Origin of the sequence: Streptomyces sp. NPDC026589 (assembly GCF_040638385.1) — a bacterium.
In the GTDB taxonomy this organism is placed as follows: Bacteria; Actinomycetota; Actinomycetes; order Streptomycetales; family Streptomycetaceae; genus Streptomyces.
The window spans coordinates 137016-160306 of record NZ_JBEZYG010000006.1; the positions used below are offsets into that span (position 1 = coordinate 137016).

The 23291-nt window shown below is 71.7% G+C and carries 19 protein-coding genes and 1 pseudogene; 15 read left to right on the forward strand and 5 right to left on the reverse strand.

Going from position 1 to position 23291, the window contains the following annotated elements; translation table 11 throughout:
- Positions 1–18: 18 nt before the first annotated feature.
- A complete protein-coding gene (gene pruA, locus AB0F29_RS12515) occupies positions 19–1650 on the forward strand; it encodes an L-glutamate gamma-semialdehyde dehydrogenase (protein WP_361870699.1) in 1632 nt (543 codons plus the stop codon).
- A gap of 186 nt (positions 1651–1836) precedes the next feature.
- On the opposite strand, the gene AB0F29_RS12520 is transcribed toward pruA, so the two are convergent.
- On the reverse strand, positions 1837–2547 hold the full coding sequence (locus tag AB0F29_RS12520) for a nitroreductase family protein (protein WP_018960088.1): 711 nt from the start codon (positions 2545–2547) through the stop codon (positions 1837–1839).
- Between the two features lie 201 nt (positions 2548–2748).
- Between AB0F29_RS12520 and AB0F29_RS12525 the strand changes: the two genes are divergently transcribed.
- From AB0F29_RS12525 to AB0F29_RS12575, 11 genes and pseudogenes are all read left to right on the forward strand, one after another.
- Positions 2749–3819 (forward strand): S1 family peptidase, encoded by a 1071-nt coding sequence (locus AB0F29_RS12525; RefSeq protein WP_361870701.1) that lies wholly within the window; start codon positions 2749–2751, stop codon positions 3817–3819.
- 236 nt (positions 3820–4055) lie between these two features.
- The gene (locus AB0F29_RS12530; RefSeq protein ID WP_361870704.1) at positions 4056–4607 is read left to right on the forward strand and encodes a GNAT family N-acetyltransferase; all 552 of its coding nucleotides are present in this window, start codon (positions 4056–4058) and stop codon (positions 4605–4607) included.
- Between the two features lie 339 nt (positions 4608–4946).
- A complete protein-coding gene (locus tag AB0F29_RS12535; RefSeq protein WP_018960091.1) occupies positions 4947–5075 on the forward strand; it encodes a hypothetical protein in 129 nt (42 codons plus the stop codon).
- 110 nt (positions 5076–5185) lie between these two features.
- Entirely contained in the window at positions 5186–6229 is a 1044-nt protein-coding gene (locus AB0F29_RS12540) for a 3-isopropylmalate dehydrogenase (RefSeq protein ID WP_361870707.1), read from the forward strand.
- 257 nt (positions 6230–6486) lie between these two features.
- Positions 6487–7590 carry a branched-chain amino acid aminotransferase gene (locus tag AB0F29_RS12545; RefSeq protein WP_361870709.1) on the forward strand — a complete coding sequence of 368 codons (1104 nt, stop codon included), beginning with the start codon at positions 6487–6489 and terminating at the stop codon, positions 7588–7590.
- A gap of 161 nt (positions 7591–7751) precedes the next feature.
- A complete protein-coding gene (locus AB0F29_RS12550; RefSeq protein ID WP_361870711.1) occupies positions 7752–8795 on the forward strand; it encodes an agmatine deiminase family protein in 1044 nt (347 codons plus the stop codon).
- A complete protein-coding gene (locus AB0F29_RS12555; protein WP_361870714.1) occupies positions 8792–9406 on the forward strand; it encodes a TetR family transcriptional regulator C-terminal domain-containing protein in 615 nt (204 codons plus the stop codon). The genes AB0F29_RS12550 and AB0F29_RS12555 overlap by 4 nt, the downstream gene beginning before the upstream one ends.
- Positions 9407–9746: 340 nt before the next feature.
- Entirely contained in the window at positions 9747–11354 is a 1608-nt protein-coding gene (gene cimA, locus AB0F29_RS12560) for a citramalate synthase (RefSeq protein ID WP_361870717.1), read from the forward strand.
- Between the two features lie 161 nt (positions 11355–11515).
- Positions 11516–11662, forward strand: a pseudogene (locus tag AB0F29_RS12565) (ABC transporter ATP-binding protein); the annotation flags it as partial.
- Between the two features lie 89 nt (positions 11663–11751).
- Complete coding sequence (locus AB0F29_RS12570) at positions 11752–14235, forward strand: glycoside hydrolase family 3 N-terminal domain-containing protein (protein ID WP_361870719.1); 2484 nt, start codon at positions 11752–11754, stop codon at positions 14233–14235.
- A gap of 57 nt (positions 14236–14292) precedes the next feature.
- A complete protein-coding gene (locus AB0F29_RS12575; protein ID WP_361870722.1) occupies positions 14293–15684 on the forward strand; it encodes a hypothetical protein in 1392 nt (463 codons plus the stop codon).
- Positions 15685–15797: 113 nt separating this feature from the next.
- On the opposite strand, the gene AB0F29_RS12580 is transcribed toward AB0F29_RS12575, so the two are convergent.
- Positions 15798–18107, reverse strand: coding sequence for a FlgD immunoglobulin-like domain containing protein (locus AB0F29_RS12580; RefSeq protein ID WP_361870725.1), 2310 nt, complete (start codon positions 18105–18107; stop codon positions 15798–15800).
- A gap of 134 nt (positions 18108–18241) precedes the next feature.
- Positions 18242–19252, reverse strand: a complete 1011-nt coding sequence (locus tag AB0F29_RS12585; protein WP_361870728.1) for a YdcF family protein — start codon at positions 19250–19252, stop codon at positions 18242–18244.
- Positions 19253–19306: 54 nt separating this feature from the next.
- On the opposite strand from AB0F29_RS12585, the gene AB0F29_RS12590 reads away from it, so the two are divergent.
- Entirely contained in the window at positions 19307–19435 is a 129-nt protein-coding gene (locus AB0F29_RS12590) for a hypothetical protein (protein ID WP_361870730.1), read from the forward strand.
- Between the two features lie 61 nt (positions 19436–19496).
- A complete protein-coding gene (locus AB0F29_RS12595) occupies positions 19497–19730 on the forward strand; it encodes a hypothetical protein (RefSeq protein ID WP_361870732.1) in 234 nt (77 codons plus the stop codon).
- 180 nt (positions 19731–19910) lie between these two features.
- Here the strand turns inward: AB0F29_RS12595 and AB0F29_RS12600 are convergent, their stop codons facing one another.
- Complete coding sequence (locus AB0F29_RS12600) at positions 19911–20888, reverse strand: ornithine cyclodeaminase family protein (protein WP_361870734.1); 978 nt, start codon at positions 20886–20888, stop codon at positions 19911–19913.
- 217 nt (positions 20889–21105) lie between these two features.
- Positions 21106–21720, reverse strand: coding sequence for a TetR family transcriptional regulator (locus AB0F29_RS12605; protein WP_361870737.1), 615 nt, complete (start codon positions 21718–21720; stop codon positions 21106–21108).
- Between the two features lie 94 nt (positions 21721–21814).
- Here AB0F29_RS12605 and AB0F29_RS12610 point away from each other — a divergent pair, with 94 nt between their 5' ends.
- A complete protein-coding gene (locus AB0F29_RS12610; protein WP_361870739.1) occupies positions 21815–22882 on the forward strand; it encodes an NAD(P)-dependent alcohol dehydrogenase in 1068 nt (355 codons plus the stop codon).
- Positions 22883–23291: the final 409 nt, after the last annotated feature.

Genomic DNA, 23291 nt, shown 5'->3' on the forward strand with positions numbered 1-23291 from the left:
CAAGGAGACAAGGCAACCATGGACGCCGTCACCCAGGTCCCCGCGCCGGTCAACGAGCCGGTTCACTCCTACGCCCCGGGCTCCCCGGAGCGCGCCCGCCTGGAGCTGAAGCTCAAGGAGCTCAGCGAGAACCCGATCGACCTGCCGATGACCATCGGCGGCGAGAAGCGGATGGGCGGCGGTGAGCGTGTGAACGTCGTACAGCCGCACAACCACCAGGCCGTCATCGGCACCTTCGCCGGCGCCACCGAGCAGGACTCCCAGGACGCCATCGACGCGGCCCTGGCCGCCGCTCCGGCCTGGCGCGCGATGGCCTTCGACGACCGCGCGGCGATCATCCTGCGCGCCGCGGAGCTGCTGGCCGGCCCCTGGCGCGAGACGCTGGCCGCCTCCACCATGCTCGGCCAGTCCAAGACCGCCCAGCAGGCCGAGATCGACACGCCCTGCGAGCTGATCGACTTCTGGCGCTTCAACGTGCACTACGCGCGCCAGATCCTCGCCGAGCAGCCCCCGGCGAACTCCCCGGGCGTGTGGAACCGCATGGACCACCGCCCGCTGGAGGGCTTCGTCTACGCGATCACGCCGTTCAACTTCACGGCCATCGCGGGCAACCTCCCCACCGCCCCCGCTCTCATGGGCAACGTCGTGGTGTGGAAGCCGTCCCCGACCCAGACCCACGCCGCCGTGCTGCTGATGCAGCTGCTGGAGGAGGCCGGGCTGCCCAAGGGCGTCATCAACCTGGTCACCGGCGACGGCATCGCCGTCTCCGAGGTGGCGCTGAACCACCGCGACCTGGCCGGCATCCACTTCACCGGCTCGACCCCCACCTTCCAGCACCTGTGGAAGACGGTCGGCAACAACATCGCCAAGTACCGCACCTACCCGCGGCTCGTCGGCGAGACCGGCGGCAAGGACTTCGTCGTCGCGCACCCCAGCGCCGACCGCGCGGTCCTGAAGACCGCGCTGACCCGCGGCTCCTTCGAGTTCCAGGGCCAGAAGTGCTCGGCGTCCTCGCGGGCGTACGTCCCGGCCTCCATCTGGAACTCCGGTTTCAAGGAGGAGTTCGCGGCCGAGGTCGACTCGATCACGATGGGCGACGTCACCGACCTGACGAACTTCATCGGGGCCGTCATCGACGAGCGCTCGTTCGCCAAGAACAAGGCCGCGATCGACCGCGCGAAGTCCGACCCGGCATGCACCATCGTCGCGGGCGGCACCTACGACGACTCGGTGGGCTACTTCGTCCGTCCGACCGTCATCGAGTGCTCCGACGCCGAGAGCGAGGTCTTCACGACCGAGTACTTCGGCCCGATCCTCGCGATCCACGTCTACGAGGACGACAAGTACGACGCCATGCTGGAGCAGATGGAGTCGGTCTCCGACTACGCGCTGACCGGCTCGGTCATCTCGGGCGACCGCGCGGCGGCCGCGTACACGATGGACAAGCTCCGCTACGCCGCGGGCAACTTCTACATCAACGACAAGTCGACCGGCGCCGTCGTCGGCCAGCAGCCCTTCGGCGGCGGCCGTGCCTCCGGCACCTGCGACAAGGCGGGCGCCCCGCAGAACCTCCAGCGCTGGACCCTCACCCGGGCCATCAAGGAGACGCTGGTCCCGCCGACCGACTACACCTACCCCCACCAGGGCTGACACCCTCCCCGGGGCGCCGCAGCACGACGCCCCGGACCGGGGTCTCCCGGCGACGGAAGACCCCCAAGAGCACCGCCCCCCGACCGGCCCCCCTGCCGGCCGGGGGGCGGTTTCCATGTGTCTCCTGTTCGCGCGGCCGGGGCGAGGCCGGGCAGGGCCGGCCGGGTGGGGCTACTGCGATGCTTCTCAGATCTCCACCAGCACCTGGTCCAGCGACTTGCGCACCAGGTCGGGGACCTCGCAGTCGTCGGCGGGATAGCCGACGGGGATCACGGCGAACGCCTTCTCGTTCTCGGGCCGGTTCAGGACCTCGCCGAGGAAGCGCATCGGGCTGGGGGTGTGGATCAGCGCGGCGAGCCCGGACAGGTGCAGGGCGGTGAGCAGCATGCCCACCGCGATCCCGACCGACTCGTCCCCGTAGTAGTGCTTGCGCTTCGTGCCGTCCTCGCCCAGCCAGTAGCGCTGCTGGAACACCACGATCAGGGCCGGCGCGTCCGTCATATGGGCCTTCACCGCGTCCGTGCCCAGCGGGCGCAGCGCCGCGAGCCACTCCTCGCCGAGCCGCCCGTCGTAGCTCACCTTCTCCTCGTGCTCGGCGGCCTCCCGGATCCGGCGGCGGACCTCGGGGTCCTTGACCAGGGCGAAGGTCCACGGCTGCTGGTGCGCGCCGGAGGGGGCGGTGGCCGCGCACGCGATGGCGTCGCGCACCACCTGCTCGGGGACCGGGTCGGGGGAGAAGGCCCGGACGGTCCTGCGCTCGTCCATGCGCTCCCGCAGCCGGGCGGCACGGGCGAGCGACTCCTCCGGAGCGATCCGCTCGGGGCGGTAGGGCGCGGGACGGTACGGGTCGCCGTGGATGGGTGACCACTGCCGGGGCGTGGGCGTCGTGTCGGACATGGCCGAAGTGTGCGCGGTGGGGGAGGCCCGGGGGAAGCGGGGCTTCGGACAGGCGCGGGACCGGTCCCGGTCAGTGTCCGCTGAGCGGGGCCGGCTGTCCGCCCTCCGACGCCCCGGGCACGCGGTCTTGTGGACTAGGTAATGAGCATGTCAAATTCCTTCTCGGTACGTCCCCACACGTCACCCAGAAGGAGCTCCCCCATGAGACGCAACTCCCGCGCGCGCCTCGGTGTTTCCCTGCTGCTCGTCGCCGGTGCCCTCGGACTCGGAGCCGCCCCCTCCACTGCCGCCGGCGCCCCGGCGGCGCCCGTCCCCCCGGCGATCCCCGCCCCGTCCGCGTACGCGCTCGACGCCACCGTCGAGCGGCAGCTCGGGGCCGCCACCGCCGGCACCTACCTCGACGCGAAGACCGGGAAGCTGGTCGTCACCGTCACCACCGACCGGGCCGAGGAGCAGGCCCGCGCCGCCGGGGCCACCGTCCGCCGGGTGGCCCGCAGCGCGGCCCAGCTGGACGCCGCGATGGCGGCCCTGGAGGCCGAGGCCAAGATCACCGGCACCTCCTGGGGGGTCGACCCGCGCACCAACCGGGTCGCCGTCGAGGCCGACTCCTCCGTCTCCGCACGGGACATGGCCCGCCTCGAAGCCGTCGCGGAACGGCTCGGCGGCGCGGTCGACATCAAGCGCGTACCGGGCGTCTTCCACCGCGAGGTGCTGGGCGGCGGAGCGATCTACGGCGGCGGCAGCCGCTGCTCGGCGGCCTTCAACGTCACCAAGGGAGGGGCCCGCTACTTCGTGACCGCCGGACACTGCACCAACATCTCCGCCAACTGGTCGGCCAGCTCGGGCGGTTCGGTCGTCGGTGTCCGGGAGGGCACCAGCTTCCCGACCAACGACTACGGCATCGTCCGCTACACGGACGGATCGTCGCCCGCCGGGACCGTCGACCTGTACAACGGTTCCACCCAGGACATCTCCTCCGCCGCCAACGCGGTGGTCGGCCAGGCGATCAGGAAGAGCGGATCCACGACGAAGGTGACCTCCGGCACGGTCACCGCCGTCAACGTCACCGTCAACTACGGCGACGGGCCCGTCTACAACATGGTCCGCACCACCGCCTGCTCGGCCGGCGGCGACAGCGGCGGCGCGCACTTCGCCGGATCCGTCGCCCTCGGCATCCACTCCGGCAGCTCCGGCTGCTCGGGCACCGCGGGCTCGGCCATCCACCAGCCGGTCGCCGAGGCGCTCTCCGCGTACGGCGTGACGGTCTACTGAGCCGCCACAGCAACAGCAGAGCAACGGCGAACGGTCGCGGACCGCCGTCGCCACGGTCGCGGCCACTGCCGGATCACGGCCACGGCCACTGCCCGGATCACGGCCACGGCCGCCGCCACCACCGGCACTGCTCGACCCCGCCCGCCCGGACCCCCGCGCACCCCGGTCCGGGCGGGCCTGTGCGCGGCGGCGAAATCCGGTGTCGGGCGGGCAGGGCGGCTGGCAGGCTTACGGTCATGGACCGCTCTCCCGCACCACGCGTCGCCCACACCCATGAGCTCACCACAGTCGAACGGGACCGGATCCGCGAGCTGCTCGACGCCGCCTTCGACGGCGACTTCGCCGATGAGGACTGGGAGCACTCCCTCGGCGGCGTCCACGCCCTGGTGCACGACGCCGCCGGCCTCCTGATCGCCCACGGCAGCGTCGTCCAGCGCCGGGTCCTGCACGCGGACCGCTCCTACCGCGCGGGATACGTCGAGGCCGTCGCCGTCCGCGCCGACCACCGCCGCGCGGGCCTCGGCCACCGGGTGATGGCCGCCCTGGAACACGTCATCGACACGGCCTACGACTTCGGGGCGCTATCGGCCTCCGACGCCGGAGCGGCGCTCTACGCGTCGCGCGGCTGGCAGGTCTGGCCCGGCAGGCTCGCCGTCCTCGGCCCGGCCGGCCCCGTCCCGCTGCCCGAGGAGGAGGGCACCACCTACGTCCGCCCGGCGGCCGGAGGCGCTCTGCCCGCCACCGGCCACCCGCTCCAGTTCGACTGGCGGGAGGGCGACCTGCTCTGACGGGGGCGGCCGGCCGGGCGATCGAGGACGGACTCATTCCACCGCTGTCACCTGGTCCGATCCAGTCCGATCGCATGGCCCGTCTCAGATAGTAGGAAGTCCGAGTAACTGTGGAGACAGGACGGCTCGACTGTCCTAACTTGGTAGGAGCCGAACGATTCGCTCGATCGAGCGACTGTGGCGGTTGCGGGCGCGCGCCCCGAAGCAGGTAACCCCCTGCGGCGCACGCTCCCCGCTCCTTACGGCACCTCGAAATCCGATCCCGGCCCGGCCTCGGCGCCGCACCACGGTGTGCGGCCCGCCCCCGGCATCCATGCGATCTCAAGGAGTCGATCCACCATGGCCACCACCACCGCCCGTCGCGTCCGTCACGCTCCCCGCCCGTCCGAGTCGGACCGCAAGAACGCCGCCGCCGCTCTCCAGCGCGCCCTGGACCGCCGTGACAACGGTGGCTCGACCGGCCACTGAGTCGTCCGCAGACCATTCGACCCCACCAGAACACCTCGAACACCCTTGCGTCCCGTCCGTATGGTGGACGTCGGATGTCATGGGGTGGGACGCACCGTTAGGCTTCCGGCATGTCTCGCAGCATCGATCTCGCAGTGATCCCCGGTGACGGAATCGGCCAGGAAGTCGTGGCCCAGGGCCTCAAGGTCCTCAACGCTGTCCTCCCGCAGGATGTGAAGCTGGAGACCAAGGAGTACGACCTCGGCGCCCAGCGCTGGCACCGCACCGGCGACACCCTCCCGGACGCGGAGCTGGAAGCCCTCAAGAACCACGACGCCATCCTCCTCGGCGCGATCGGCGACCCGTCCGTGCCGTCCGGCGTCCTGGAGCGCGGGCTGCTGCTGAAGCTGCGTTTCGCGTTCGACCACTTCATCAACCTGCGGCCCTCCAAGCTCTTCCCGAACACCGCGACCCCGCTCGCCGGCCGCCCCGACATCGACTTCGTCGTCGTCCGCGAGGGCACCGAGGGCCCGTACACCGGTAACGGCGGCTCGCTGCGCACCGGCACCCCTGCCGAGGTCGCCACCGAGGTCAGCCTCAACACGGCGTACGGCGTCGAGCGCGTGGTCCGGGACGCCTTCGAGCGTGCGGCGGCCCGTCCGCGCAAGAAGCTGACGCTGGTCCACAAGAACAACGTCCTCGTCTACGCCGGCCACCTGTGGAAGAACACCTTCGATCGGGTCGCCGCCGAGTATCCGCAGGTCAGCACGGACTACCTGCACGTCGACGCCGCGACGATCTTCTTCGTCACCCAGCCGCAGCGCTTCGACGTCATCGTCACCGACAACCTCTTCGGCGACATCCTGACCGACCTCGCCGCCGCCGTCTCCGGCGGTATCGGCCTGGCCGCCTCCGGCAACATCAACCCGACGGGCGCGTTCCCGTCGATGTTCGAGCCGGTCCACGGCTCCGCCCCCGACATCGCGGGGCAGGGCAAGGCCGACCCGACCGCCACGGTCCTCTCCGTCGCCCTCCTGCTGCGCCACCTCGGCTACGAGACCGAGGCCGCGCGCATCGAGGACGCCGTCTCCGCCGACCTCGCGGAGCGCGACGGTGCTGCCGCGCGTACGACCGACGAGATCGGCGACGCCCTCGCGGTACGCGTAGCGGGCTGACCCGACGACTCCACTTCGAAGCCGCCGGGTCGCACTCAGCGCCCGGCGGCTTCACCTGTGCGGCCCCCGGGTGCCACCATCGATCCCTGGACCGCATTCACACCATTTCGTGCACGGCCCCCCGCAAGTGATAATCGAACGCGGGGCCGTGGCTCGCGGTAAAGCTCGGACGTCCTAGGACCTGACCGAAAAGCGTCGGGCACGTACAGGCGTGAGCGCGGTCCATCACACACAAGACCGGTGAAGGACACGCACTCATGACGACGCCCACGATCGAGCTCAAGCCCTCCTCGAACCCGCTGTCCGACGCGGAGCGCGAGGCGATCCTGGCCAACCCCGGATTCGGCCGGCACTTCACCGATCACATGGTGACCATCCGCTGGACCGAGGGCCGGGGCTGGCACGACGCCCAGCTGGTTCCGTACGGCCCGCTGTCGATGGACCCGGCCAACATGACCCTGCACTACGCGCAGGAGATCTTCGAGGGTCTCAAGGCCTACCGCCAGCCCGACGGCACGGTCGCCTCCTTCCGCCCCGACGCCAACGCCCGCCGCTTCCAGCGCTCGGCCGCCCGCCTGGCCATGCCCGAGCTGCCCGTCGAGACGTTCATCGAGGCGTGCGACGCGCTGGTGCAGCAGGACAAGGCGTGGGTCCCGGCCCACGGCGGTGAGGAGTCGCTCTACCTGCGCCCCTTCATGATCGCCGCCGAGGTCGGCCTCGGCGTGAAGCCGGCCAACGAGTACCTCTTCCTGGTCATCGCCTCGCCCGCCGGCGCCTACTTCCCCGGCGGGGTGAAGCCGGTCTCCATCTGGCTCTCGGAGAACCGCGTCCGCGCCGTCCCCGGCGGCGTGGGCGACGCCAAGACCGGCGGCAACTACGCCGCCTCCCTCCTCGCCCAGGCCGAGGCCGCCGCGCACGGCTGCGCCCAGGTCGCCTACCTCGACGCGGTCGAGCACAAGTGGGTCGAGGAGCTCGGAGGCATGAACCTCTACTTCGTGTACGCCCAGGAGGACGGCTCGAAGAAGATCATCACCCCGTCCCTCACGGGCTCGCTGCTCGCCGGCATCACCCGCGACTCCCTCCTCAAGGTCGCCCGCGACCTCGGTTACGGCTCCGAGGAGGGCCGGGTCTCCATCGACCAGTGGCGCGACGACACGGCGAAGGGCACCCTCGTCGAGGTCTTCGCCTGCGGCACGGCCGCCGTCATCACCCCCGTCGGCCTGGTGAAGTCCGAGGGCGGCGAGTGGACCCAGGGCGACGGCGAGCCCGGCGAGGTCACCCTGAGGCTCCGGGAGCGTCTTCTCGACATCCAGCGCGGCGTCGTCGAGGACACCCATGGCTGGATGCACCCGCTCGGCTAGGGGCTCCCACCCGGGGATCAGGCCGCACTCGTCTTCTCGGCGGTGCGGCCTTTTCTCTGCCCGAGGAATAGAGCGGCGCTCCAAAAGGGTCGGACGAAACTTCCCTGTTGCTTCAAAGCGCAGTTAGAGTGTCACTCTAAACCCGTTGATCAGGAGCCTCCATGTCCGTCGCCTCCGCCCCCTTCCGCATGCCCCCCGAGTGGGCCCCCCACGAGCGCACCTGGATGGCCTGGCCCGGGCCCAACCCCACCTTCGCCTCCGACGCCGAGCTGGACGAGGCCCGCCGCGCGTGGGCCGGCGTCGCTCGGGCCGTGCGGCGCTTCGAGCCGGTGACCATGGTCGTCGGGCCCGGCCAGGAGGAGGGGGCGGCGGCGCTGCTCGGGCCGGATGTGGAGCTGGTCGTGCGGCCGCTCGACGACGCCTGGATGCGGGACATCGGCCCCACCTTCGTCACCGACGGCCGGACGCTCGCCGCCGTCGACTGGACGTTCAACGGCTGGGGCGCCCAGGGCTGGGCCCGCTGGGAGCATGACCAGCACATCGCCCGGGCCGTCGCCGAGCTGGCCGGGGCCCCCGCCCACGGCTCCCCGCTCGTCAACGAGGGCGGCGCGATCCACGTGGACGGCGAGGGCACCGTCCTGCTCACCGAGACGGTCCAGCTCGGCGCGGAACGCAACCCCGGCTGGACCCGGGAGCAGGTCGAGGCGGAGGTCCACGCCCGCCTCGGGACCGAGAAGGCCATCTGGCTGCCCCGGGGACTGACCGGCGACTACGGGACGTACGGCACGCTCGGCCATGTCGACATCGTCGCCGCCTTCGCCCGCCCGGGCGTCGTCGTCGCCCACGTCCAGCCGGACCCCGCCCACCCCGACCACGAGGTCACCCGGGAGACCCTGGCGATCCTCCGGGCCGCCACCGACGCCAGGGGGCGCCCCCTGGAGGTCGTCGAGGTGCCCGCGCCCGCCCTGCTCCGTGACGAGGACGGGGAATGGGTCGACTACTCCTACATCAACCACTACCTCTGCAACGACGCCGTGATCCTCTGCGCCTTCGACGACCCGCGCGACGAAGAGGCCGCCGCGATCTTCCGGGGCCTCTTCCCGGACCGTACGGTGACGCCGGTCGACGCCCGTACGATCTTTGCCGGCGGTGGAGGCATCCACTGCGTCACCCAGCAGCAGCCGAAGGTCCGAGCGAACCCATGACCCACGCCCCCCGTCGCACCCACCACGCCGCCCCGCCCCGCGAGGACGTCCTCGCCGCCGCCATGGCCACCGTCGCCGAGCGCGGGCTCGACGGGCTGACCATGGCCGGGCTGGGGCGGGAGGTGGGCATGAGCAGCGGGCACCTCCTCTACTACTTCCGCACCAAGGACGAACTGCTCCTCCAGACCCTGGAGTGGAGCGAGCGGCGTCTGGGGGCCGAGCGCGGCGCCCTGCTCGCCCGGCCGGGGACGGCCCGCGAGCGGCTGGACGCGTACATCGGCCTCTACCTGCCCGCCGGGCACCGCGACCCCCACTGGACGCTCTGGCTGGAGGTCTGGGCCCGCTCGCAGAACGCCGACGACGACGCCCGCTCCCGGCAGGCCGCGATCGAGGGCGTCTGGCACCGTGACCTGGTGGCGCTGCTCGCCGAGGGGGTCTCGCGCGGCGAGTTCCGGCCCGTGGACGCCGACCGGTTCGCCGCCCGGCTGCGGGCGCTGCTCGACGGGTTCAGCATCCATGTGACGGTCGGGATCCCGGGGACGGGCCGCGAGCAGGTGCTGGGGCAGGCGGCGGAGTTCCTGGACGAGACGCTGGTACGGGGTGCTCACTGAACGACGCGACCAGGGTCACGACCGCATCCTGAGACACCGCGGTCACGGGGCCGTCGCTGTGCGAGACTGCTCCCGTGTCCTCGTTCGTCATGATTATTGGCAGCAGGCGCGCCGGTCCGCAGTGACCGCCCCGTACCACCACGTACGGCGCGGCCATCGTGCCCCAGACCCGCGCGCAGACCTCTCGCACCCGCGAGGGGTTTTTTCGTTTTCCGGCCCGCACCCGAGCCGGGGCGAGGCGCGGGGGATGATGGGGGCAAGTGGAGCTGGGGCCTGTTCCGGGTTCCCCGAACAGGCCCAGACCGTCCGGATCCACTCATCCGACAGGAGTCAGATCAGCATGACCACCAAGGCCAACGCCACCGACGACAGTTTCCATGTCTTCGACACCACACTGCGCGACGGTGCTCAGCGTGAGGGCATCAACCTGACGGTCGCCGACAAGCTGACCATCGCCCGTCATCTGGACACCTTCGGTGTGGGGTACATCGAGGGCGGCTGGCCGGGGGCCAACCCGCGCGACACGGAGTTCTTCGCCCGCGCCCAGCAGGAGATCACGTTCGAGAACGCCCAGCTCGTGGCGTTCGGCGCGACCCGCAGGGCCGGCGGCAGCGCCGCCGAGGACCCCCAGGTGAAGGCGCTCCTGACCTCCGGCGCCCCGGTGATCACCCTGGTGGCCAAGGCGCACGACCGGCACGTCGAGCTGGCCCTGCGCACCACCCTGGAGGAGAACCTGGAGATGGTCCGCGACACCGTCTCCCACCTCCGCGAGCAGGGCCGCCGGGTCTTCGTGGACTGCGAGCACTTCTTCGACGGCTACCGCGCCAACGCCGAGTACGCCAAGTCCGTGGTCCGCACCGCGTACGAGGCGGGCGCCGAGGTCGTCATCCTCTGCGACACCAACGGCGGCATGCTCCCCGCCCAGGTCCAGGCCGTCGTCTCCACGGTCGTCGCCGACACCGGCGCCCGCCTCGGCATCCACGCCCAGGACGACACCGGCTGCGCCGTCGCCAACACCCTGGCCGCCGTGGACGCCGGCGCCACCCACGTCCAGTGCACGGCCAACGGCTACGGCGAGCGGGTCGGCAACGCCAACCTCTTCCCGGTCGTCGCCGCCCTGGAACTCAAGTACGGCATGAGGGTGCTGCCCGAGGGCGCGCTCGCCGAGATGACCCGCATCTCGCACGCCATCGCCGAGGTCGTCAACCTCACCCCCTCCACCCACCAGCCGTACGTGGGCGTCTCGGCCTTCGCCCACAAGGCCGGGCTGCACGCCTCCGCGATCAAGGTCGACCCCGACCTCTACCAGCACATCGCCCCCGAGCTGGTCGGCAACACCATGCGGATGCTGGTCTCCGACATGGCGGGCCGCGCCTCCATCGAGCTGAAGGGCAAGGAGCTCGGCATCGACCTCGGTGACGACCGAGCCCTGGTCGGCCGAGTCGTGGAGCGGGTCAAGGAGCGCGAACTCCAGGGCTACACCTACGAGGCCGCCGACGCCTCCTTCGAACTGCTGCTGCGCGGCGAGGTCGAGGGCCGGGCCCGGCGCTACTTCCGTACGGAGTCCTGGCGGGCGATCGTCGAGGACCGCCCCGACGGCACCCACGCCAACGAGGCCACCGTGAAGCTCTGGGCCAAGGGCGAGCGGATCGTCGCCACCGCCGAGGGCAACGGCCCGGTCAACGCGCTGGACCGGGCCCTGCGCGTCGCCCTGGAGCGGATCTACCCGCAGCTCGCCAAGTTGGAGCTGGTCGACTACAAGGTCCGCATCCTGGAGGGCCGCACGGGCACCGAGTCCACCACCCGCGTGCTCATCACCACGGGCGACGGCACCGGCGACTGGGCGACCGTGGGGGTCGCCGAGAACGTCATCGCCGCCTCCTGGCAGGCACTGGAGGACGCGTACACCTACGGACTGCTGCGCGCGGGCGTCGAGCCCACGGAGTAGTCGCCGGGCAGCACGCCCAGGACCGCGTCGCGCGGGAGCCGCCGCCCGTCACCGGGTGGCGGCTCCCGCGTGTTCGAGACGGAACGCTCAACGCGCCTGCCCGGTGGGGGAAGGAGCCGGACCGATCTCGACGTGAGGTGGCGCGAAGTACTGACGGCCCCGCCCTCGATGTCGTCATGCGGCGGCAGATCCCGCGACGGCTCGTCCGGTCGAGGGAACGGCCGAGCTTCTCGGTCGTGTTCACCACCCACGCCGTCCCGCTCCTGATCGAATTCCCGGGCCGGATCGCGATCGTGCACGGGGGCCGGCCTCGACCTCAGGAGGAGAGAGCGCCCCCATGCCCCGCACACCGCACCCCCGCTCCCGGCCCCGGCCCCGGAAGGACGGAGCGGGACCCGTGACGGCCGCTCTCGCCGCCGGGGCCGTGCTGGCCACCCTGCTCGCCGGCCCGCCCACCGGCCCCGCGGCGGCGGCAGCCCCGGCGCTCACGGCGAGCGTCCTCACCGACACGGCGGTCCGGCCGGTACGGAACGGCGCCGACGCCCTGATCGAGCTTTCTGTCGCCACCACGGGCTCCGCGCCCACCGAAGAGCCCCTCACCGTCGCGTACACCACGAAGGGCGGCACCGCCCGGGCCGGGAAGGACTACACCCCGGTCACCGGCAGCCACACCTTCCCCGCGGGCACCGCCTCCGGCACCACCCACACGGTGACCGTCCGCACGGCGAAGGCGTCGAAGCCCGCCGTGGCGAAGACGATTCCGCTGGAGCTGACCGTCACCGGTGCCCAGGCCCCCCAGGAGAACCCGCAGGTCGTCATCGACGCCCACGGACTTCCCTACCAGAACGCGAACCTGCCCGTGAAGCAACGGGTGGCGGATCTGCTGGGGCGCATGTCGCCCGCCGAGAAGGCCGGCCAGATGACCCAGGCCGAGCGTGAAGCGCTCCGCGCCCCCGGCGACATCGCCGCCTACGGCCTCGGCTCGCTGCTCTCCGGCGGCGGTTCGGCACCCACCCCCAACACGGCGGCCGCCTGGGCGAAGATGACCGACGCCTACCAGCTGCGCACCCGGACCACCCGCTTCCAGATCCCGCTGATCTACGGCGTGGACGCGGTGCACGGGCACAACAACGTGGACGGCGCGACGATCATGCCGCACAACATCGGCATCGGAGCGGGCCGCGACCCGGAGAGGGCGGAGCGGACCGGCGCGATCACGGCGAAGGAGGTCCGCGCCACCGGCGTCCCGTGGAACTTCGCCCCCTGCGTCTGCGTCACCCGCGACGAACGCTGGGGCCGCTCCTACGAGGCGTTCGGCGAGGACCCCGCCCTGGTCGAGGCCATGGAGACGGTCATCCAGGGCATGCAGGGCAGTCCGTCCGGCGAGGACCTGGACCGCGCCGACAAAGTGCTGGGCAGCGCCAAGCACTTCGTCGGCGACGGCGGCACCGCGTACGGCTCCTCCACCACCGGCTCGTACACGGTCGACCAGGGCGTCACCGAGGTCACCCGGCAGGAGCTGGAGGCCGTACACCTCTCGCCGTTCGAGGAGTCGGTGAAGCGGGGCGTCGGCACGGTCATGCCCTCGTACTCCTCGCTGGACGTCCTGGGCGACGACCAGGGCCCGGTGAAGATGCACGCCAACGCCGAGATGATCAACGGCGTCCTCAAGGACCGGATGGGCTTCGAGGGCTTCGTCATCAGCGACTGGCAGGCCATCGACCAGATTCCCGGCGACTACCCGAGCGACGTCCGTACGTCGATCAACGCCGGCCTCGACATGATCATGGTCCCGACCGCGTACCAGGACTTCACCAGGACGCTCAAGGACGAGGTCGACGCGGGCCGGATCAGCGAGGCCCGGATCGACGACGCGGTCGCCCGCATCCTCACTCAGAAGTTCCGCCTCGGCCTCTTCGAGAAGCCGTACGCGGACACCACCCACCTGGACAGGGTCGGCTCGGCCGAGCACCGGGCCGTCGCCCGTGAGGCGGTGGCCAAGTCCCAGGTGCTGCTGAAGAACGACGGAGCCGTCCTCCCGATCGAGCCCGGCCAGAAGGTGTACGTCGCCGGGTCCAACGCCGATGACATCGGCAACCAGACCGGCGGCTGGACCACCAGCTGGCAGGGGTCCTCCGGGGAGACCGCCACCGGCACGACGATCCTGGAAGGCATGCGAAAAGCGGCACGAACCCCCGAGTCCGTGACGTTCTCCCAGGACGCCTCCGCCGCCACGGACGGTTACGACGTAGGCGTGGTCGTCGTCGGCGAGACCCCGTACGCCGAAGGCATCGGCGATGTTGGCAACGGGCACGACCTGGACCTGACGGCCGCCGACCGGGCAGCGGTCGACAAGGTCTGCGCCGCCATGGACTGCGCCGTCCTCATCGTCTCCGGCCGCCCCCAGCTCATCGGCGACCGGCTCGGGAAGATCAACGCACTGGTGGCCTCCTGGCTGCCGGGCTCCGAGGGCGACGGCGTCGCCGACGTCCTCTACGGCAGGCGGGCCTTCACCGGACAGCTCCCGGTGACGTGGCCAAAGGTGGAGGCACAGCTTCCGATCAACGTGGGGGACACCGCCTACGACCCGCAGTTCCCGTACGGCTGGGGCCTGACCACCCTGACGAAGCCCCCGGCCGGCGGTGAGCCGGCCCTCGCGGCCCTCGCCGTCGCCGCCCGGGCCGCCGAGAAGGCGCACCTGGGGAAGACCCCGGCGGGCAGGGCGATCGTGGACCGGGCCCGGCTGCTGGTCCAGCGGAAGATCGACGGGACGTTCACCCAGGAAATCTCGAAGCCGTTCGCGGAGGCGGACCACCTGCTGCTCACCGGTGATCTGACCGGGGCGGTGGCCAGGCTGCGTACGGCCTACCGAGCAGCGTAGGAAACGCGCTCCCAGGCGGGCGACGGCGTTCGTCGCCCGCCTGGAGTAGCGTTAAGTATGAGGAAAAGGCTCTTCCCCGCGCTGCTGGCGGGCCTGCTGCTCATCATCGCAGCGGCGGCCCTCGCCCTGACCTCCCCCGCGTCGGCCGCGCCCGCCGCGCCCGCCGCGACCATCCAGGACGCCGCCCAGGCCCTGCGCGACGACCCGGTGTATGTGGACCCGGGCGCCCGCGATCAGCTCTCCGTGGCTGACGAGAAGGCCCTGGAGAACAAGATCACGGACGCCGACAAGCCGGTGTTCGTGGCCGTCCTCCCCGATACCCCGGCCTTCCCCGAGGAAGGCCTCCTTCAGACCCTGCGCAGCGACACCGGCATCACCGGCGTCTACGCGGTCCGCCTCGGCGACGGCTTCGACGCGGGCGCCGACCCGCAGGTCATGCCCGTCCGAGCGGTCGACAACCTCACCGCCGCCGTGGAGAACCCCACCACCGCCGGCGACGCCGACACCCAGCTCAACGCCTTCGTCGACCGCGCCGTCGAACAGGCCCGGGGCACCGCCCCCGCCTCCTGGTCCGGCGGCTCGGGCGCTGAGGACGGGTCTGGAGCCCCGGTCGGCGGTCTGATCACGCTCGGCGCGCTGGTCGCGGCGGGCGGCGCCGGCGCGTACGCGATCTCCCGCCGCAACAAGCGCCGCGAGGAGGAAGAGGAGCGCGCCGCGCTCGACAAGCTCCGGGTCGTCGTCGACGAGGACATCACCGCGTACGGCGAAACCCTGGAACGCCTGGACTTCCACCCCGCCGAACCGGGCGCGGACGACACCATGCGCGCCGACTACGAACGGGCCCTGGACTCCTACGAGAGCGCCAAGTCGAAGATGGACAGGGCCGGACACCCCTCCGACGTACGCGAAGTCACCCGGTCCCTGGAGGACGGCCGCTACTCCCTCGCGGTCCTGGAGGCCCGCCGCACCGGCGCGGAGATCCCGGCCCGCCGCCCGCCGTGCTTCTTCGACCCGCGCCACGGCACGGCGGTCACGGAGGTTCTGTGGACCCCGTCCGGCGGCGCGTCCCGGGAAGTCCCGGTCTGCGGCGCGGACGAGGCCCGGCTCAGCCGGGGCGAGGACCCCATGAGCCGTACGGTCGACGTCGGCGACGGCAACCGCCGCCCGTACTGGGAGGCGGGCCCGGCGTACGGGCCCTGGGCCGGCGGCTACTTCGGCGGTGGCCTGCTCCCCGGCCTCCTGGTCGGCACCATGCTCGGCTCGATGCTCGCGACCCCGGCGTACGCCTCCGAGTACGGCGGCGGTGACTTCGGCGGCGGCGCGGGCGGCGACTGGGGCGGCGGCGACGTCTCCGGCTCCGACTTCGACGCCTCGGGCTTCGGCGGGGGCGGCGGTTTCGGCGACGGCGGAGGCTTCGGGGGCGGCGGCTTCGACGGCGGGGGGTTCTGAGCGTTCGTCGCCGCCCTCCGGCGCCCCGGCGCCCGGCGGATCCCCGCAGCCGGGGCCCGGCCCACGGTCCGGGGCGGCGGAGGGCTGCCCCGGACCGTGGGCCGGATGCGCGCTCAGCCGGTGGTGACCCTCAACGTGCCCGAGGCGGTGACATTCGCACCCGTGCCGTCCGATGGGGCCGCAGTCAGCCTCCAGGTGTAGCCGCCGGCCGGCACGGGGTCGCCGGAGGCGGACGTACCGTCCCAGCTGACCTTTACCGTTCCGCGCGTGTCCTCACCCGTCCAGGTGCGGACTATCTCGCCGGTCGAGCGACGGGTGAGGGTGAGCTGCCAGGACGCCGCCGGCTTGGAGAGCCACCACGCGGCGCTCCACGTGCCCGCCGAGGTGGCGGGCACGGTGCTGTGGGTGACGCCCAGGGGGGAGAGTGCCTGCTGCGGGGCGGTGACGTGGATGGTGTCGTCGGTCCCGACCCAGGCGAGCTTGCCCGCTGCCGGGTCCAGGGTCCAGGTGGTGCCGCGGCCGTCGTCGTCCGTGGGCGGCTTCACGCCCGTGACGGTGCCCAGGTCGGCGGTGGATCCGTCGGGACGCAGAGCGGTGAGGCGCAGATCGCCGGAGGCGTCGCGCGCGGCCAGGAACCGGTCGCCGAGCAGGACCCGGGACACCGGGGCGGGGTAATCGCGGTGCGTCGCCGTGTCGTACACGCCCGCCGCGTCCTGGGAGGCACAGCTCCAGTACACGAGGCTGCCGCTGACCTGGAGTTCGGAGGGCACACAGTCGACGCCCAGATCATGGCTCCCGGTCGCCCGCCCGGAGCGCGGGTCGACCACGTTCACTGTGCCGGGCTTGCCGGGCGCCGACTTGTACAGCCGGTCACCGGCCAGCGCCGCGCCCTGCGCCCGCTGGTCGCGGACGACGCGGTCGCCGACGATGTCGACGACGTACTGCCGGCCGCCCGCCTCGTACAGCACGAACTCCGGTGACGTGTCGATGATGCGGCCGAGGCCGTTCATGTCCGCCAGGGGGATGCCTTCGGTCTGATGGTCCGGGTCGTCGCCGGTCACGAGGACGTCACCGCCGGTCTCCGGATCTCTGATCACCTGGGCCAGTCCCTCGTCCGTGCCGTCGGCGAACCTGCCCGCCGTCACGAGAGCCGGGAACGCGGCGAGCGGAGCGCCGTCCGCCGGGTCGGGAACCGCCCCGATCTCCTTGCCGTGCATCTTCCCGTCCCTGTCGAGGTAGTTGATGTACCGCAGCCGTCCCCGGTCGAGGCTCAGCGCCCCGATCGTGCCGTCCGCGGTCTTGACCAGGGGAACCTCCCGCAGCACTAGCTCGCTGACGAGTTCCAGACCGTTGATGCTGAACAAACGGATCGCGCTCTTGCCGTCGCCGCCCCTGCCGAGCGCCACGACCGAACCGGTCCCCTCCGCGCGGAGGAAGGTCCCGAAGACGCTGCCCAGGAGCATCCGGGGAGTGTCCGCACCGGCGAACGGCGTGAGATACAGCGGGCCGCTCAGACCCTCGTACCAGAGCACGTTGTCGCCCACCACGTAGGAGGTGACGTCACTGTCGGAGGACGCCGTGGTGATCGGGACGACGCGGGGCGCGGCCGTGCTCTCCCGCTGACGGACCCTGACGCCCGGCCCGCCTTCGCCGCCCCGCGAGAACCAGCTGACGGTGGTCTGCGTGATGCGGAAGCTGCTCGCGTCACCGGTCACGGGCAGCGGTACGACCCGGCCGTTGTACGCGGTCAGGATGCCGTAACCGGGGGAGCCGTCGGCGAGGCGGTAGCCGATGACGAGCTGGTTGGACCACGAGCTCAGCAGCACGGGCTCGGCTCCGACGGTGGCCCCCGCGGGCAGCTGGACGACGGGATCGTCGGCGGCGGCCCCGCCCCGGGCCACCCGCAGTTCGTGACTCTCGTCGCCCCGGTCGACCGTCGCCAGCATCCAGCCGCCCGAGATGCGCAGGTTGAGGTAGCCGGCGGGCACCGTGACGGTGCTCGTGAAGGCGGGGTCCTCGATGCCGATCCGCACGACGTCCGTGCCGCCGTCCGCGCGCGGCCGCGTGTAGATGGCCCGGTTGAACTCGTCGTGACCGTGGACGAGCATGTCCTCGGCCACGTCGTCGAGTTCCGGCACCGCCTTCGTACGGCTGTTGTACGTGTTCGTCCAGAGGTAGCTCTGGCCCTCGCGGTGCAGGACGCCCTGGCTGCCGGTCGCCAGGACCGTCTCGTGGCCCTCGCCGAACCGGTCCGGCGCGGGTATCAGGACCTCCGCCGCCTCCGCCTTCCCGGCGGCGTGGGCCGTGGCCGGCAGAGCCGCGGCGAGCCCTGCGGCCAGCACCACCGCGACGGCCGCCGCCCCTGTGGCCCGCCCGGTACGCCGGCTGTGGGTGCGGCTGTTCGTGTGCAGGTGTCGGGACACCTGACCCCCCTCGTCAGTTGACCGATGATGCGCATCCGCGATGCGAACGTGATCAACCTTATTCATGTGTGGGGGAGTTGTGTCCGAAACGTGGGTAATCGGTGATACGAAGAAGGGTCGACGGAGGACGGTCGCTACTTCCGGCTCACCCACCAGGCGGCCACTCCGCCGAGGACGATCAGCACGCACATCACCGTGTTGCTCCGCCGGTAGTCCACGAGGATCGCGGTGAACTCGCGGAGCGTCGCGTTGGGCCAGAAGTACGCGGCCGTCGGCGAGCCCACCACCTGCCCACGGATCCGGACCCGCCGGGCGGTGAGGGCGGCGCGGAAGGCGTGGTAGTTGTTCGTGACGACGACGCACCGGTAGTCGGGCTTGGCCTCTTCCATGATCGCCTTGCTGAACCGCAGGTTCTCCTCGGTGTTCGTCGACCGGTCCTCCCGCTCGATGAGGTGCGCCGGAAAGCCCTCGGCCACCACGTGGTCGGCCATCGCGTGGGATTCCGGCAGGTCCTCGTCGGGCCCCCGCCCGCCCGAGGTGATGAGCACGGGGGACCCGCCGCGCCGGGAGAGCCGTGCGTGCACCTCCCGGCCCCGCCTCAGCCGGCTCGCCAGCAGCGGGGGCACAGTGGAGCCGCCGACGAGCCCCGAGCCCAGTACGACCACGAAGTCGGCCTTGCGGCGCACCCGCAGCCGCCCGTAGAGGAACGCGTAACAGACGAAGCACAGGAACAGGAACGAGAAGTAGAGCGCCAGCCCGCCGGCCGCCGTCGCCGCACCGATCAGTATCGGTGTCCGCAGGGCGGCGGCGGTGGCGAGCAGGGCGACCACGGCGAGGACGGCCAGGGCGGCCAGCAGGGAGAGCAGATTCGACGGGCTCCTGCCCTCCTCGCGCAGCATGCGTACGCCGTTGAGGAACAGGAAGCACGTCAGTACGAGCACCGCCACCGCCCCCACACCCAGCAGCGACCACACCACGACGGGCGCGGAGGCGGAGCCGGAGTCGACCAGCCGGTAGAGCAGGCCGGCCAGCGCACAGAGCGCGGCGAGCCCGAGGATGACGGCGTTGCTGAACTTGCGGCGCTCGCGCAGCACGCTCACACAGAAGACGAGGAAGAGGAGTGCCGCCGGGGCGTAGACCACCATGCGCACAGACTAGGCAGCGCTCAGGGAGTGGTCGACGGCGAGGCGGGGGTGGGGTTGGAGGGAAGCCGCGGCGACCGGTGGCCGGAGAGCGCGGGACTCATGGCCGCCGGTGCCGCCGCCGGCGTGCTGACGGTGGGAGAGCTGCGCCGCGCGGACACCGTCTCCGTCGCGTGGGGGCCGTGATGGAGACGGTGATTCTCGATCGGGGCGTGCCCTTTGCGGGGGCCGAGCCGTTGAACCCGGCATGAAGAAGCGAAGCGTACTCGCCGCCGTCACCCTCGCCGCCGGAGCGGTCATCGCCGCCATCTCCCCGCCTCCGGGGGGCGGGGACACCGCGCACGCCGCCGAGCCGCCCGTCAGCCTGGGCGCGCTGGACAACGTCAGCGAGCTCGGCGCGCTGGTCGACGGCGCGGCGGGGGCCACCACCTCCACCGCCGGCACGGTCACCAGCACAGTGGAAGGCGCTCAGCTCAGCTGAGCCGGCTGGGACCGGGGATAACGGGGATGGGGACGACCGAAGGGTCGCCCCCATCCTCTTTTTTCCGTTGCCGCCGCCCCGTTGCCGCCGCCCCGTTGCCGCCGCCCCGCCGCCGACGTCCCGCCGCCGGGTCAGGCCAGCGGCCGGGCCGCCGGGCCCGGTCGACCGTGCGGCCCCCGGTCAGGCCAGGAAGTCGACCCGCGGGCAGGTGCCCGCTCCGGCGGCGGCCCGGTAGACGGGCCAGGCCAGAGCCAGGTCCTGCCAAGGCAGACCGACGGGGGCGTAGACGGTGATCTGGTCGCCGCTCTCGCGACCGGCCCGCTCACCGTGGAGCACCTGGCCCAGCGAGGCGTGCGCGGCGTCCGCGCCCAGCCCGCTGTTGCCGAGAGCCCCCATGGCGACGGCGAGTTCGAGGTCGTCGACCACGGTCAGGGCGTGTCGCAGTGCGTCGGCGGCGAGTTCGACCTTCCCGGGTTCATCGGCGCCGAGCGTGGTGACGTGCATGCCGGGGCGCAGATCGGAGGCGTCGAGCAGCGGGCTGCGTGACCACGTCGCCAGGACGACGATGTCCCCGCGTGAAGCGGCGCGCCGAGGTTCGGCAGCCGTCTCGACCGGGATACCCAGAAGGCGCTCGTGCTCCGCGGCGAACGCGGCCGCCCGTGCGGGGTCGGTGTCGCACACGGTCAGCCTGGTCAGCTCACGCAGTCGGGCGAGACCTCGCAGCACCATCCGGGCCTGGGCGCCCGCACCGATGACACTCACCGATCCCGCGTGGTCGGCGGCGAGTGCGTGCGTCGCCAGAGCCGCGGCCAGCCCGGTGCGCCAGGCCGTGACCGTCGCCGAGTCGAGCACGGCCAGCAGTTCTCCGTCCGCCAGGTCGTGCAGACAGACCAGCCCGCGCAGCGCGGGAGTCGCGTCGGGGAACTTCGCGTTGACCTTCACCGTGTAGGCCGGAATCCCGGCGATCGCTCCGGGCAACAGCGCTGTCGCCGTGCCCGCTCCGGAGAGAGCAGCCGTGCCCGGCCGGGGAAGATCCGTCCGCACCCGCAACGGTCGAACGTCCGGATCGGCTGCGAGGAAGCCCGCGTGCAGTCCGGCCATCACGGTGTCGGGGTCGAGCAGTTCGGTGATCACGGAACGCGTCAGGAGCAAGGTCACCCGGCCACCCTCGCTCGTCGGCCGTGGCCACGGCAACTCCGCGGGGATCGCTCGATCGGCCTCAACGGGTCGCGGCCGGCGTAGAACCGGAACTCCGCGAACAGGGCCTCTTCTCCCAGCGGGAAGGACCCCTTCCACGGAGGGAAGGACCTTTTCCACGCCAGGAAGGACCTTTTCCACGGCAAGAAGGGCTTCTTCCACGGCAAGGACGTGGCAGTCACGAGGGGGATGCGTCGCCCCTGCCCCGGTCGGCCGCGGTGGCGCTGTGGACGCAGTCGCGGAGCAGGGCGCGGCGCTGGTCATGCACGGCATCGGGTTCTTGGCTGCTGGCCGCATAGACGTTGCTGACCGGGGACCAGGCCATGGACATGGCGATGACCATGGCCATGATGTCGAACGGGTCGCCCGCGCGGACCCGCCCGGCGTCCTGGGCCTCGGCGATGGCCCCGAGCTTGCGGTCGTCGTAGTGCTGGTGCGTCTCGACGAGGTGCCCGCCGGGGCGGCGCTCCAGTCGTGTCCAGGTCGCGAGCCGGATGAGGTCGGGGCGGAGCAGATATTCGTCGTAGAGGCGGACAGCCCAGTCCGCGAGATCGTCGGCGTCGATGGGCACGACGTTGGTGATGCGCTCCAGCGAGCTGAGGAAGATCGCGTCGAAGAGCCGTTCCTTGTCGCCGAAGTAGGCGTAGAGCTGTGCCTTGTTGGTGCGCGCTGCCGTCACGATGCGTTCGATGCGCGCCCCGGCGATGCCGTGCTGGGCGAATTCTTCGGTGGCGGCGTCCAGGATGCGCTGGTAGGTCGCGGCGCCTCGCGAGGTCTGGGGCTGTTCCGGCATGCCCCCACTCTACCAAACAGAACAGTTGGTTTGCCTTGAGGTGGGTCGGCCCTTACGCTGCAACAGACAGAACGGTCTGTTTAAGGAGTCACGTATGCGAACAACTACGGGATGGCAGGCGGCCGGCCCGACGGCGCTGCGGCGCGTGTCGATCGAGCGCCGCGACCTGCGCCCGGATGACATCGCGGTGCGGGTCGACTACTGCGGCGTGTGCCACACGGACCTGCACGCCCTGAACGCCTACGACCAGCACGGCCAGCGCGACCAGCATGCGGAAGCACCCCTGGTGCCCGGTCATGAATTCACCGGCGTGGTGACCGGGGTCGGCCTCGAGGTGACCACCTTCTCGGCCGGCGACCGCGTCGCGGTGGGCAACATCGTCGACTCCTGCGGCGTGTGCGCCATGTGTGAAGCCGGACAGGAGAATTTCTGCCACTCCTTCCCGACTCTGACCTACGGCGGCACCGACCGGCAGGACGGGTCGGCCACCCTGGGCGGCTACTCCCGCGAGTACGTCGTGCGCGACGCCTTCGCCTACCCGCTCCCCTCCGGCCTCGACCCGGCCGCGGCCGCCCCGCTGATGTGCGCCGGCGTCACCGTCTGGGAACCCCTGCGCTCCCTGGGTGTCGGCCCCGGCAGCCGCGTCGCCGTGGCCGGACTCGGCGGCCTGGGCCACCTCGCGGTCAAGATGGCCGTGGCTCTCGGCGCCACCACGACCGTCATCAGCCGGAGCCAGGACAAGCGCGACGACGCCCGCGAGCTCGGCGCCCACGACCTCATCGCCTCCACCGACACCCAGCGGATGGCCGCGGCACGCGACGCCTTCGACGTCGTCATCGACACCGTCTCCGCCCCGCACGACCTCGCCCCGTACCTGAAGCTGGTGGCGATGGACGGCACCCTCAGCCTCCTCGGATACCTGGGCCCCGTCACGGTCGAGGCCATGGACCTGCTCATCGGCCGCAAGAAGCTCAGCTCCGCGGGGAGCGGAGGGCGCCGGGCGACAGCCGAGATGCTCCAGTTCTGCGCCGACAACGGCATCGCCGCCGACGTCGAGGTCCTCCCGTCGTCACAGGTGGACACGGCACTCGACCGCCTCCGGCGAAACGATGTCCGCTACCGCTTCGTGCTCGACCTGTCCGACCTGTCCGACCTGGACTGAGGGGGCGATTGGCCGGGGAACTCGCCGGGCACGAGAAGACCCAGGCGTACCCGGAGGCGGTCGAGACGGCACACACGGACTTCGGCGTCCCTCAGTAGCGCGACGCCGCCTCGCGTAGGTGCTCAGTGCTGCACGCCTCCTGGCGGTAGCCGTACGAGAACAGAGCCGGGCCCCGTGGGTTCGCGAGAACTTAAGGTGGTTCAGGTTCATCGGGAGCCTGGGGGCCGGTGCGGCCATCTCCAGCGACAGACCCCTGAGTTATGGGGAACGCGCTGGGTCGGCTTCGACAGGGGTGCGTGTGGAGTGCGCGGAGCAGAGGACGGCCAGTCGGGAAAACCGGTCGACAGACAAGTGCACGAGGCACTGTGATGGCTCTGGCTGCCCGCCGCATGGAGCGGGCCCATCGCAG

Bases quoted from the DNA above. Each gene is read 5' to 3' on its own strand.
- cimA (WP_361870717.1), top strand. From the start codon at position 9,747: ATGACCACCAAGGCCAACGCCACCGACGACAGTTTCCATGTCTTCGAC.
- AB0F29_RS12535 (WP_018960091.1), top strand. From the start codon at position 4,947: ATGGCCACCACCACCGCCCGTCGCGTCCGTCACGCTCCCCGCCCGTCC.
- AB0F29_RS12550 (WP_361870711.1), top strand. From the start codon at position 7,752: ATGTCCGTCGCCTCCGCCCCCTTCCGCATGCCCCCCGAGTGGGCCCCC.
- pruA (WP_361870699.1), top strand. From the start codon at position 19: ATGGACGCCGTCACCCAGGTCCCCGCGCCGGTCAACGAGCCGGTTCAC.
- AB0F29_RS12605 (WP_361870737.1), bottom strand. From the start codon at position 21,720: ATGCCGGAACAGCCCCAGACCTCGCGAGGCGCCGCGACCTACCAGCGC.
- AB0F29_RS12540 (WP_361870707.1), top strand. From the start codon at position 5,186: ATGTCTCGCAGCATCGATCTCGCAGTGATCCCCGGTGACGGAATCGGC.
- AB0F29_RS12610 (WP_361870739.1), top strand. From the start codon at position 21,815: ATGCGAACAACTACGGGATGGCAGGCGGCCGGCCCGACGGCGCTGCGG.
- AB0F29_RS12555 (WP_361870714.1), top strand. From the start codon at position 8,792: ATGACCCACGCCCCCCGTCGCACCCACCACGCCGCCCCGCCCCGCGAG.
- AB0F29_RS12545 (WP_361870709.1), top strand. From the start codon at position 6,487: ATGACGACGCCCACGATCGAGCTCAAGCCCTCCTCGAACCCGCTGTCC.
- AB0F29_RS12520 (WP_018960088.1), bottom strand. From the start codon at position 2,547: ATGTCCGACACGACGCCCACGCCCCGGCAGTGGTCACCCATCCACGGC.
- AB0F29_RS12530 (WP_361870704.1), top strand. From the start codon at position 4,056: ATGGACCGCTCTCCCGCACCACGCGTCGCCCACACCCATGAGCTCACC.
- AB0F29_RS12525 (WP_361870701.1), top strand. From the start codon at position 2,749: ATGAGACGCAACTCCCGCGCGCGCCTCGGTGTTTCCCTGCTGCTCGTC.
- AB0F29_RS12585 (WP_361870728.1), bottom strand. From the start codon at position 19,252: ATGGTGGTCTACGCCCCGGCGGCACTCCTCTTCCTCGTCTTCTGTGTG.
- AB0F29_RS12595 (WP_361870732.1), top strand. From the start codon at position 19,497: ATGAAGAAGCGAAGCGTACTCGCCGCCGTCACCCTCGCCGCCGGAGCG.
- AB0F29_RS12575 (WP_361870722.1), top strand. From the start codon at position 14,293: ATGAGGAAAAGGCTCTTCCCCGCGCTGCTGGCGGGCCTGCTGCTCATC.